This window comes from Streptomyces sp. NPDC031340, from assembly GCF_055569945.1.
Genome location: NZ_JBVIIE010000003.1, coordinates 41,618 through 52,788, shown reverse-complemented (window position 1 = coordinate 52,788; position 11,171 = coordinate 41,618). Strand labels below are relative to the sequence as shown.

The window sequence follows — 11,171 nt, the reverse complement described above, 5'->3', positions numbered from 1 at the left end:
ATTTGGGGCATGGTTTCCGCCTTCGGAGACATGCCGGGCGTTCCGGTCAGATGTCCTCGGGCGAGTTCCGCTCCGGCTGCCGGGCCGCCACGCCGAGGTGCTCGCCGACCCGGTTGACGAGAAGGGTCATCTCGTAGGCGATCTGCCCGATGTCGGCGTCCGCGGCGCTGAGCACGCACAGGCAGCTGCCCGGACCGGCCGCGGTGACGAACAGCACCGCGTCGTCGAACTCGACCATCGTCTGGCGGACCCGGCCCGCGCCGAAGTGCCGTCCCGAGCCCTTGGCCAGGCTGTGCAGTCCGGACGATACGGCCGCTAAATGCTCGGCGTCCTCGCGTCGCAGCCCGGTGCTGGCGCCCGCCACCAGCCCGTCGTTGGACAGCACCAAGGCGTGCCGTACGTGCTCGACGCGCTCGGTCAGATCATCCAGGAGCCAGCCAAGTCCCTGGTTCTGCACCATGTTTCGGTCTCCCCGTGTGACGACTCCCCCTGGCCGGAGGATCTGCTCGCCAGCCTTCCCCACCTCCGGTCGACGGGCAAGGAGGATGGGGGCATGGCACAGAAGATGACCGATGAGGAATGGCGGGCGTTCGTCTCGGACGGCACCCGCACCGGCAAGCTCTCGACCGTCCGGGCCGATGGGAGCCCGCACGTGGCGCCGGTCTGGTTCCTGATGGACGGCGACGAACTGGTCTTCAACACCGGCAAGGAGACCGTGAAGGGGCGCAATCTGGCCCGTGACGGGCGAGTCGCCCTGTGCGTGGACGACGACCGGCCGCCCTTCCACTTCGTCGTCCTGGACGGCCGCGCCCGGCTGTCGGAGGACCTCGACGAGGTGCGGATGTGGGCCACCCGCATCGCGGCCCGGTACATGGGCGAGGAGCGGGCCGAGGAGTACGGGGCCCGCAACGGGGTTCCCGGCGAACTCCTGGTCCGCGTCACCGTCGACAAGGTGGTGGCGCTGCGGGACGTGGCCGACTGAGGTTCCGGCCCGGCCGGCCCGCCTCCGTCGTCGAGCGGCCGGGGGACGCTCGACGACGGATGCCCGAGCGTGTGCACGGCGGTGCCGGACCGTGCATGCGGAATCATGCGCGGCATGAGCGACGATCACACGCACGTCCAGGAATTCTTCACCGCCCGCGCCGCCGACTGGGACAGCCGCTTCCCGGACGACGGCCCGGCCTACGCGGCCGCGGTGGCCTGCCTCGGACTGCCCGCGGGAGGCCGCGTGCTGGACGCGGGCTGCGGCACGGGGCGCGCGCTGCCGCCGCTGCGGGCGGCCGTGGGCCCGTCCGGGGTGGTCGTGGGGGCCGACCTGACCCCGGCCATGCTGCAGGCCGCCGTACGGGCCGAGCGGGACCGGGACGGGCGGTTGCTGCTCGCCGACGTCACCGCGCTGCCGCTGCGGTCCGAGTCGCTGGACGCGGTGTTCGCGGCCGGCCTGATCGCGCACCTGCCCGACCCGGCGCGGAATCTGCGGGAGCTGTTCCGGGTGCTGCGGCCCGGCGGCACGCTGGCGCTGTTCCACCCGATCGGCAGGGCGGCGCTCGCCGCCCGGCAGGGCCGCCGGCTCACCCCGGACGACTTGCGCGCCGAGGGCAATCTCCGTCCGCTGCTGGCCGGTTCCGGCTTCCGCCTGACCTCGTACGCCGACGAGGACGCCCGCTTCCTGGCGCTGGCGGTACGCGAAGGATGACGCCGGTCCTCAGCGGCGGCCCGCGACCGCCGCCGCGAAGGCGCCGGGGTCGTCGGACATGACGTCGGGCCCGGCGCCCGGCACCGTCACCACGCGCATGCCCGCCGCTTCCGGGCCGCCCTGCCGTCGAGCGGGCCGCTCAGCACGCCCTCTCCAGCTGGACCCGCTCGATCGGCCCTGGCTGCGCGGCACGACCGAGTCACTCGGCGGCTGACGTGTCCAGGTGCCGCACGGGGCACCCGCGCACGCCGGGAACCGGGCGGGTGCCCAGCTCGTCCAGGCGGTAGCCGTTCGGGTAGCCCTTGACCTCCCGGTTCTGGCGCGCGTGGTGCGGTGCCCGCCGCGGCGGCAGCAGGCGCACGATGCGGCCACGCGCGCGCACCGCGCGCCGCACCAGCTCGCGGGTGACCGGATGCGGGGCCGGGTAGCGGAAGGCGCGCAGCAGCGGCTCGTCGAGCAGAGCCAGCGTGGACGCGCGCAGCAGGGGCGCCAGCGGGCGCGGGTACCAGGAGGCCATCAGGTCGAGCGTGGCGTCGGAGACCCGCCGCGCGCCCTCGTCCCAGTCGAAGTGCGCCTCCTCGTAGGCGTCCAGGCAGGCCTCGAACTCCTCGTAGGACTCCGGAATGTCCTTGATGCCCATGTGGCGGCCCAGGATGCCGTAGTGGACGCTCGCCGCGACGGTCTCGTGGCGCGAGAGCCTGCGCCAGCCGTAGGCGTCGATCCATCGCTTGGGCATGACGACGAACGTGCACAGCACGTACCGCATGTCGTCGTTGCTGATGTCGTAGCTGCGGTGCATCTGGTTGATGCGGCGGATCGCGGTGCGGCCCTCCCCGCTGCCGAAGCCGTGCTCGACGACGGCGTCGAGGAGCAGGCTGGTGTCGTCGTAGCGCTTCTGCGCCCGCTCCGTGAGCTCGGCCGTCTCGGCGAGGAGCCGGCCGATGCTGGGTACCGCGTACGTGCGGTAGAGGGCCAGTTCGAGGGAGCGGGTGAAGTCCCACGGGAACTCGTACGCCGAACTGAGCCGGTAGATCTCGGACGCCTCCTGGTACGGATCCATCCGCCGGATCTGCTCCAGCCGCTCGAACCGCTTCACCGCGCTCCCCCATCTGCCGCCGAGGCTCCAACTCTACGTGGGGTCACGGGCGGTGAGCGGTCGGCGAGGGAGGCGCGGCGGGTGAAGGCGGTCGGCGTGTCCGACTCGGGTGCGCAGGTCCGCTGCCGGGTTCCCCCGCCCGGTCCGCACGGGGACGACGCCGGCCGGGGCAAACGTACACACAATCTTTTCGAGGCCGCCGCCGGGTATGTCGCGGCCCGCGCGGAGGCCGGCCGGGACCGCGTGGACGGGGCGGTCGGCCGGGTGTCGCCGGAGTCGCTGTCCTGCGGGTCGGCGAACCGGCGGGCCGGGCCGTCGGCGCGCTCGCGCGGGAGCGCGCCGGGTCACCGGGCGTCGCCGGGCGTCGTCGCCCGGACGCTGCCGGGGGTCACGGCGGCCCGGCGCGCGGGCCGACGAGCGGTCGATTCGCCCCGTCAAGCCGGAAAACTGCAGCTCCGCGTGGTCGGGGAGTCGTGACAAGGGCCTTCCGCTCGGATTAGGGTGCGCGCCGTTGGACGAACCGATGGGGAGGCTGGGATGGCCGGGACGGACGAGGACGCCGTCGCCGCCGACGACGCGCTGTATGTGCTCACGGCGGTGCTGCTGACGCCGGCGAAGTTCCCGAGCGTGCTGGGCGACGACTACCCGGAGGCCTGCGCGGCGCTCGGCCTGGCGCCGCTGGCCGACGGCTACGGGCTGGTGCTCGGCCAGGACGGCGAGGGGGCCCGCTGGACCGTCGTCGTCGACGACGTCTCCCTGGTCGCCGTCGCCATCGCGTCCTGGGACTGCGGCATGGAGTACGACCTGTCGCCCGACGAGCGCTCGGTCGTCGCCGCCCTGCCCGGCTGGCCGCTCGCGGTCGCCGTCGCGGCCCCCGGCGTGCCCGACCCGCACGACCCGGACCCGGAGGTCGCCGAGCGGCCTCCGCTGTCGCCGCCGGACACCTCCACGTGGGGGCCGGCCCAGCGCCGGCTCGGGGCCGACGAGATCGCGCTGCAGTGGGCGCTGTGGCGGGAGCAGATCGACGACTCCGAGTTCCCGTCGGCGCCGGGCGCCTCCGAGTCTGCCGATTCCGCCGAGTCCGCCGAGTCTTCCGGTTCCTCCGGGGACGCCGGCGACGCGGCGGGTTCCGAGCAGGCGGGGACAGCGGAGGGGAGCGCGGGTTCCAGCAGGATCCGGCGCGTCCTCGCGGAGGCACGCGCCTACCTGGACACGCCCCCGCCGCTGGGCCGTGTCCGGTCGTCCTTCGCCCCGGGTGAGGCGCGGACCCTGCGCGCCGACGGTCCCGGCTGGTCGCTCGTCGCCAGGACCGACGACATCGCGTTCGTGCTGCTCGACGAGGAGCCCGGCGAGGTGCTGCCGGTGGGCAGGGGGCCGGAACTGCCGGGCCTGCTGGAGGCCCTCGACAACATGGCCGTCCGTCCCAGCTGAAACCCGCACGCCGGTCCGCGGACGCACCCTCGCCGCCCCTGTCTCCCCCGTCTCCGTCTTCGACGCCCCCCGTTCTGTCTTCGACAGCACCCTCATCCCTGTCTTCACCACCCTTGTCCCTGTCTTCCGTCCCCATGTGGCGAGGTCGTTCGATGTGGCCCCAGCCCATGGATGCCGCATACGCCTGACAGCACCATGAGGCAGCCCCCGGCGCCCTGTTCCCACCGGCCGCCGTTTCCTTCCGCCTGCCTGGAGGCTGCCATGCGTCCGTCCCGCCATGTCCCGCCCGTCGTCGCCGCGCTCGCGGCGGCGACCCTCGTCTGGCCGGTCTCCGCCTCGGCCGCCGGAGCCGACGACGTGGGGCACTGCGCGCGGCAGACGCGGGTCCAGGTGCCGGGCGCGGCCTTCCAGCAGCGCGCCTGTCTGCCCGACCTCACGACGGCCGGGCTCGCCGGCACGCAGTACACCGACATGGCCGACCAGGCCGGGCTGACGGCCAAGGCCACCCGCAACCCCTCCGGGGTGCCCGGGGTACAGATCGACGGCTACTTCCCGGACTCCTCGCACTTCAACGCCACGCACGGCTGGCACCACGACGCCCAGTTCGTCATCAGGCTGCCGGACCACTGGAACGGCGGTCTGGTGGTCACCGGCGCACCCGGCACGCGCAAGCAGTACGCGACCGACACGGCGATCTCCGACCAGGTCCTCGCCCAGGGCTACGCGTACGCGGCGACCGACAAGGGCAACAACGGTGTCGACTTCTACCGCGACGGCACCCGGCCCGGTGACGCGGTCGCCGAATGGAACGCCCGGACCACCCAGCTCACCCGGGCCGCGAAGCGCGCCGTGGCCCAGCGGTACGGCCGCGCTCCGCGCCGTACGTACATGACCGGCATCTCCAACGGCGGCTATCTGACCCGCTGGCAGTTGGAGAACCACCCGGAGCTGTACGACGGCGGCGTGGACTGGGAGGGCGCCCTGTGGACCGCGGACGGCCCCAGCCTGCTCACCTCGCTGCCCACCGCCGTGGCGCGCACGCTGGGAGCCGCACGGGACGAGGACCTCTACGCGGTGGGATTCGCGCGCGGCTCCGAATTCCTGTGGCCGTACCACGAGAAGGCCTACTGGGGGCTCACGCAGAAGATCTACCGTGCGGAGTTCGACCCGGGCTACGACCCCGCCTGCCCCGGCCCGTCGGCCGGGACCACCACGGAGCAGATCCTGGCGCCGTGCGCCTCCGACGCGGCGTACGACTTCGCGTCGCGGCCCGCGTCCGTCCATCGCGCCGTGGCACGGGTGTCGCTGACCGGGCGCATCGGCAAGCCGCTGATCACGCTGCACGGTGACCTGGACACGCTGCTGCCCGCGGCGGCCGACTCGGACGTGTACGCGCGCATGGTCGACGGGAGCGGACGCGGCCTCCTGCACCGCTACTACACGATCCAGGGCGGCACGCACGTCGACGGCCTGTACGACACCTATCCGGACCGGTTGCGGCCGATCCTGCCCTGCTACCGGTCGGCCTTCGACACGCTGGTGTCATGGGTGGAACGGGGCGCGCAGCCGCCCGCGGACCGTACCGTCGCCAGGCCCGCGGACGGCGACGTGGTCGGCTCCTGCGCCCTGTCCGACCGGGCCGCTTCCGCGCGTTAGCGTCTCAGCGGCCGAGCTCCTTGCGGGTGACGCGGCGCAGTCGCCGCCGCTGCGAGGGGTCCAGGGCGAGGTAGGCGGCGGCCGGGACTCCCAGGACTATGAGAAGCGCGGCCCACCAGGGCAGCCAGATCAGCAGGATCAGTCCGGCCGCCACACCTCCCGCGGCGATCTTCGCGTTCTTCGACATGTGCGTCGCCTCCTTCGCGGCCACTGCCGCTCTCTGTCGTGAAAACGGGTCCGCGCTTCCCGCGGTTCCGCGTCGCGACCCTGATACGTCCCTGAGTCGCGACCCCGACGCACCCCTGAGACCCGGCGGACGCCCGCGCCGCCGGTGGCAGCGACGTGCTCGGGTGTCCGACGTCCCGAGTTCACCGGACGGTCGGAGCGCGTTCGCCACGGGGCCCAAATGTTGACGCTGTCAGCGAACTTCTCCTCAGGAGGCCCGATGTCCCCGCACGCCACCGTCCGGCGCCGTGTCAGACGTTCCGTCGCGGCGGGTGTGCCGCTCGCCGTGATCGGGGCCCTGCTGGCCGCCGGCCCGGCCTCGGGCGCCGCGCCGAAGGACGCGTACGTGACCCGCACGGCGACGCTCGGCGACATCCCGCTCGGCGCGTTCAGCAACGCCCTGCTCCCGGGGACGGTGGACGACGACCGGGGCGTCGACCTCGGCGGCATCGGCAGCGACATCTACCCGGCCGGCCGCAAGGGCGAGTTCTGGACGGTCACCGACCGCGGGCCGAACGGCCAGATCAAGGTGAACGGCGCCAAGCGGCGCACCTTCCCGGTGCCCGGCTTCGATCCGGCGATCGTGCGGATCCGCGTGTCCGGCGACACCGTGCGGGTGCTGGACGCCGTCCCGCTCACCACCTCCTCCGGCAAGCCCGTCACCGGGCTGCCCAACCAGGCGGGGCGCGACGAGGCCCCGTACTCCTACGACGCGCGGACGGCGCTCACGTACGACCCGAACGGGCTGGACACCGAGGGCATCGTGCGTGCGGGGGACGGGAGTTTCTGGCTGGTCGACGAGTACGGGCCCTCGCTCGTGCACGTCTCCGCGCGCGGGCGGGTCCTCACGCGCTACGTCCCGAAGGGCCTCGGTCTCACCGGCGCCGACTACCCGGTCGTGGAGGCGCTGCCCTCCGTCCTGCTGCACCGCAAGACCAACCGCGGTTTCGAGGGCCTCGCGCAACTGCCCGGCGGCGACCTGGTGATGGCCCTGCAGAGCCCGCTGTCGCTGCCGGACACGCGCGCCGGGGAGGCCTCCCGCACCACCCGGCTGCTGCGTTTCTCGCCCGGCGGGAAGGCGGTCACGGCCGAGTACGTGTACCGCTTCGACCCGGTGAGCGTGGTGGACCCGGGCGAGGACGACACCTCCGAGCTGAAGATCTCCTCCGTGGTCGCCGTCGGCGGTGACCGGCTGCTGGTGGAGGAACGCACGGACAAGGCGGCCCGTCTGCAGCTCGTGAAGCTGGACAAGGACGCCGACGTCCTCGGAGGCCGCTGGGACGACGACACCACGTCCCCTTCCCTGGAGCAGCTCGACGACCCCGCCGCCGCGGGCGTCCCGGTGCTCGGTAAGAAGCTCGTCGTCGACCTGGGCGCCGTCGCCGGCGTGCCCGGGAAGATCGAGGGCGTCGCGCGCGTGGACCATGACACGCTCGTCCTCGTCAACGACAACGACTTCGGGATGACGGACGGCGCGGGCGCGTTCGACGCGCAGGGCCGACTGGTCGACAGCGGGATCGAGACGACGGTGACGTACGTGCGGCTGCCGCACGGCGTCTGACGGCAGTCGCGGCCACGCACGCCGCGCGCGTGGCCGCGACGGGCCTCACGCGCCCGGCGGGCTCTCGGACGGCTACGGCAGTTCGCCGCCCGCCAGAGAGGGGATCAGCGACTCCAGATCGCTGGGGATGCCGCTCGGCAACCCGCTGGGCAGCCGGGACGGCAGTGCGGTGGGCAATGCGGTGGGCAGTGCGGTGGGCAGCTCGCTCGGCAGTCCCGACGGGACGGTCAGGGACGGCGACGGCGTGCGGCCGCCGCTCGCGCCGTCCCCGGCGGGCTTCCCGCCGGGCGAGTCGCCGCTGCCCGAGGAGACCGTCAGCAGCACGACGACGGCGACGGCCGCTGCCGCCACGAGCACGACCAACAGGACCAGGACCGGCCTCCGGCGCCGTCCCGGCCCGAGGGGCGTGGGCGGACCCGAAAGCGTGGGCGGACCCGAAAGCGTAGGCGGGCCCGAGGGCGTGGGCGGGCCGGGCGGCTGGGGCGGTACGGGCGGGATGGCCATACCGACCAGCGTCCCCCGCACCCGGGGACGGGACGGCCTCCGCGCGGGAGTCGGTACGGCCCCGTGCCACGGACGGCACGGTTCCGGAGCATTGTCCGCGCGGAGGCGAGCGCACGACGTGTGCCCGTGCGCACCGGCGGTCCCGGGCACGCGCGCGTACCCGCTCGACCGGCGCACGCGCACACGCGTGCGGGTGCTCAGCCGCGTGCCCCCAGCAGGTGGTCCATCGCCAGCTGGTCGAGCTGCTCGAAGGCCATGCCGCGCGCGGCGGCCGCCTCCACGTCGAACTCCTCGAAGGCGCCGCGGTCCGCGAGCAGCGCCTGGAGCCCGTCCGCCGCGGTCGGCTGCGCGAGCTGGTCCAGGCGCGACGCGCGCAGCGCCTCCTGCACCTCCGGGTCGGCCCGGAAGGCGGCCGAACGCTCCTTGAGGATCAGGTAGTTGCGCATGCAGCCCGCGGCCGACGCCCACACGCCGTCGAGGTCCTCGGTCCGCGGCGGCTTGAAGTCGAAGTGGCGGGGACCGTCGTAACCGGCGCTCTCCAGGAGGTCGACCAGCCAGAAGGCGGCGCGCAGGTCGCCGGCGCCGAAGCGGAGGTCCTGGTCGTACTTGATGCCGGACTGACCGTTGAGGTCGATGTGGAAGAGCTTTCCGGCCCACAGCGCCTGGGCGATGCCGTGCGGGAAGTTCAGCCCGGCCATCTGCTCGTGGCCGACCTCCGGGTTGACGCCGTACAGCTCGGGCCGCTCCAGGCGCTCGATGAACGCGAGGGCGTGGCCGACGGTCGGCAGCAGGATGTCGCCGCGCGGCTCGTTGGGCTTGGGCTCGATGGCGAAGCGCAGGTCGTAGCCCTGGGAGGTGACGTACTCGCCGAGGAGGTCGAAGGCCTCCTTCATGCGGTCGAGGGCGACACGCACGTCCTTGGCGCCGCCGGACTCGGCGCCCTCGCGGCCGCCCCAGGCGACGTACGTCTTCGCGCCCAGCTCGACCGCGAGGTCGATGTTGCGGATGGTCTTGCGCAGCGCGTAGCGGCGCACGTCGCGGTCGTTGGCGGTGAACGCGCCGTCCTTGAAGACGGGGTGCGTGAAGAGGTTCGTGGTGGCCATCGGCACGGTCATGCCGGTCGTGTCGAGAGCCTGGCGGAAGCGCTTGATGTGCGACTCGCGCTCACTGTCGGAGGACCCGAAGGGGATCAGGTCGTCGTCGTGGAAGGTGACGCCGTAGGCGCCGAGTTCGGCCAGGCGCTGCACCGTCTCGACGGGGTCGAGGGCGCGCCGCGTGGCGTCGCCGAACGGGTCCCTTCCCTGCCAGCCGACGGTCCACAGGCCGAAGGTGAACCTGTCCTCGGGGGTGGGCTGGTAGTTCATGCCGCGGCTCCTTGCTCGCTTGCGACTATTTCGTCATGGCGGTTTACAAATTAGTATGCGGACGCATCCCTGGGAAGGGACACGGTGTCCCCGAAGAGGTGATGTCCGGGTGATCACCACCCGGACGCCCTCGAACCAGCAGGTCAGAGCAGCAGGTCAGAGCCGCAGAGCCGCGGAAAGAGGGAGAGCATGTCAGCAGCCGAAGGTCCGCTCGTCGTCGGCGTGGACACGTCCACCCAGTCCACCAAGGCGCTCGTCGTCGACGTGGCCACCGGGCAGGTCGTCGCGAGCGGCCAGGCGCCGCACACCGTGTCCTCGGGCGCCGGCCGCGAGAGCGACCCGCGTCAGTGGTGGGACGCGCTGTGCGAGGCCCTGCGCCAGTGCGGCGACGCGGCGCACGAGGCCGCCGCGGTGTCGATCGGCGGGCAGCAGCACGGCCTGGTCACGCTGGACGAGCGGGGCGAGCCGGTCCGCCCGGCCCTGCTGTGGAACGACGTGCGCTCCGCGCCGCAGGCCCGCCGGCTGGTCGACGAACTGGGCGGACCGAAGGGCTGGGCCGAGCGCACGGGCAGCGTGCCCGGCGCCTCCTTCACCGTCACGAAGTGGGCCTGGCTCGCCGAGCACGAGCCGGAGGCGGTCCGCGCGACCAGGGCGGTCCGCCTGCCGCACGACTACCTGACCGAACGCCTCACCGGGCAGGGCACGACCGACCGCGGCGACGCGTCCGGGACGGGCTGGTGGGCTTCGGGGACGGAGTCGTACGACGAGGAGACCCTGGCGCACGTGGGCCTCGATCCGGCGCTGCTGCCCCGAGTGGTGCGGCCCGGCGAGGTGGCGGGCACCGTGCGCGACAGCCACGACCTGCCGTTCTCCAAGGGCACCCTGGTCGCCCCCGGCACCGGCGACAACGCCGCCGCCGCGCTCGGCCTCGGGCTGCGCCCCGGCACGGCGGTGATGAGTCTCGGCACCTCCGGCACGGTGTACGCGGTGTCGGCGCACCGGCCCGCCGACCCGACGGGCACCGTGGCGGGCTTCGCCGACGCCCGGGGCGACTGGCTGCCGCTGGCCTGCACGCTGAACTGCACGCTCGCCGTCGACCGGATCGCGTCGCTGCTGGGCCTGGACCGCGAGGCCGTGGAGCCCACCGCCGGCGTCACCCTGCTGCCCTACCTGGACGGCGAGCGCACCCCGAACCTGCCGAACGCCTCCGGCCTGCTGCACGGGCTGCGCCACGACACGACCGCCGGCCAGCTCCTGCAGGCCGCCTACGACGGCGCGGTGCACGCGCTGCTCGGGGCGCTCGACCTGGTCCTCGACCAGGACGAGGACCGCTCGGCACCGCTGCTGCTGATCGGCGGGGGCGCCCGGGGTGCGGCCTGGCAGCAGACGGTACGCCGGCTGTCGGGACGCCCGGTCCAGGTCCCCGAGGCCAAGGAGCTGGTGGCGCTGGGCGCCGCCGCCCAGGCGGCGGGCCTGCTGACCGGCGAGGACCCGGCCGCGGTCGCCCGGCGCTGGAACACGGCCGCCGGCCCGGTGCTCGAGGCCGTGGAGCGGGACGAGACGACCCTGGCCAGGATCTCCGGGGTACTCTCCGACGCGGCCCCGCTGCTGGAGCGGGGCACCGGCGCTCACTGAGGA

Annotated in this window: 11 protein-coding genes; 6 read left to right on the top strand and 5 right to left on the bottom strand. The window is 73.7% G+C overall.

All coding sequences use genetic code 11. From position 1 onward, the window contains the following. Positions 1 to 46: 46 nt before the first annotated feature. Positions 47 to 460: a roadblock/LC7 domain-containing protein gene (locus ACZ5GT_RS02835; protein ID WP_469013281.1), complete on the bottom strand. Its 414-nt coding sequence runs from the start codon at positions 458 to 460 to the stop codon at positions 47 to 49. A 93-nt stretch (positions 461 to 553) separates the two neighbouring features. Here ACZ5GT_RS02835 and ACZ5GT_RS02830 point away from each other — a divergent pair, with 93 nt between their 5' ends. Then, complete coding sequence (locus ACZ5GT_RS02830; protein WP_469013279.1) at positions 554 to 982, top strand: PPOX class F420-dependent oxidoreductase; 429 nt, start codon at positions 554 to 556, stop codon at positions 980 to 982. 114 nt (positions 983 to 1,096) lie between these two features. Further along, complete coding sequence (locus tag ACZ5GT_RS02825) at positions 1,097 to 1,696, top strand: class I SAM-dependent methyltransferase (protein ID WP_469013273.1); 600 nt, start codon at positions 1,097 to 1,099, stop codon at positions 1,694 to 1,696. Between the two features lie 199 nt (positions 1,697 to 1,895). On the opposite strand, the gene ACZ5GT_RS02820 is transcribed toward ACZ5GT_RS02825, so the two are convergent. Beyond that, complete coding sequence (locus ACZ5GT_RS02820) at positions 1,896 to 2,792, bottom strand: oxygenase MpaB family protein (RefSeq protein ID WP_469013267.1); 897 nt, start codon at positions 2,790 to 2,792, stop codon at positions 1,896 to 1,898. Positions 2,793 to 3,329: 537 nt separating this feature from the next. Between ACZ5GT_RS02820 and ACZ5GT_RS02815 the strand changes: the two genes are divergently transcribed. Both ACZ5GT_RS02815 and ACZ5GT_RS02810 read left to right on the top strand, forming a co-directional pair. Beyond that, the gene (locus ACZ5GT_RS02815) at positions 3,330 to 4,223 is read left to right on the top strand and encodes a hypothetical protein (protein WP_469013263.1); all 894 of its coding nucleotides are present in this window, start codon (positions 3,330 to 3,332) and stop codon (positions 4,221 to 4,223) included. Positions 4,224 to 4,484: 261 nt separating this feature from the next. Beyond that, complete coding sequence (locus ACZ5GT_RS02810; RefSeq protein ID WP_469013258.1) at positions 4,485 to 5,879, top strand: tannase/feruloyl esterase family alpha/beta hydrolase; 1,395 nt, start codon at positions 4,485 to 4,487, stop codon at positions 5,877 to 5,879. Between the two features lie 4 nt (positions 5,880 to 5,883). Here ACZ5GT_RS02810 and ACZ5GT_RS02805 read toward each other — a convergent pair whose 3' ends face one another. Beyond that, entirely contained in the window at positions 5,884 to 6,066 is a 183-nt protein-coding gene (locus ACZ5GT_RS02805) for a hypothetical protein (protein WP_073943599.1), read from the bottom strand. A gap of 258 nt (positions 6,067 to 6,324) precedes the next feature. On the opposite strand from ACZ5GT_RS02805, the gene ACZ5GT_RS02800 reads away from it, so the two are divergent. Then, positions 6,325 to 7,665 (top strand): esterase-like activity of phytase family protein, encoded by a 1,341-nt coding sequence (locus ACZ5GT_RS02800; RefSeq protein ID WP_469013253.1) that lies wholly within the window; start codon positions 6,325 to 6,327, stop codon positions 7,663 to 7,665. A gap of 72 nt (positions 7,666 to 7,737) precedes the next feature. On the opposite strand, the gene ACZ5GT_RS02795 is transcribed toward ACZ5GT_RS02800, so the two are convergent. Next, on the bottom strand, positions 7,738 to 8,022 hold the full coding sequence (locus tag ACZ5GT_RS02795) for a hypothetical protein (protein WP_469013249.1): 285 nt from the start codon (positions 8,020 to 8,022) through the stop codon (positions 7,738 to 7,740). Positions 8,023 to 8,366: 344 nt separating this feature from the next. Continuing rightward, positions 8,367 to 9,533 carry a xylose isomerase gene (gene xylA / locus ACZ5GT_RS02790; RefSeq protein ID WP_469013246.1) on the bottom strand — a complete coding sequence of 389 codons (1,167 nt, stop codon included), beginning with the start codon at positions 9,531 to 9,533 and terminating at the stop codon, positions 8,367 to 8,369. A 189-nt stretch (positions 9,534 to 9,722) separates the two neighbouring features. Between xylA and xylB the strand changes: the two genes are divergently transcribed. After that, on the top strand, positions 9,723 to 11,168 hold the full coding sequence (gene xylB, locus ACZ5GT_RS02785) for a xylulokinase (RefSeq protein ID WP_469013242.1): 1,446 nt from the start codon (positions 9,723 to 9,725) through the stop codon (positions 11,166 to 11,168). Positions 11,169 to 11,171: the final 3 nt, after the last annotated feature.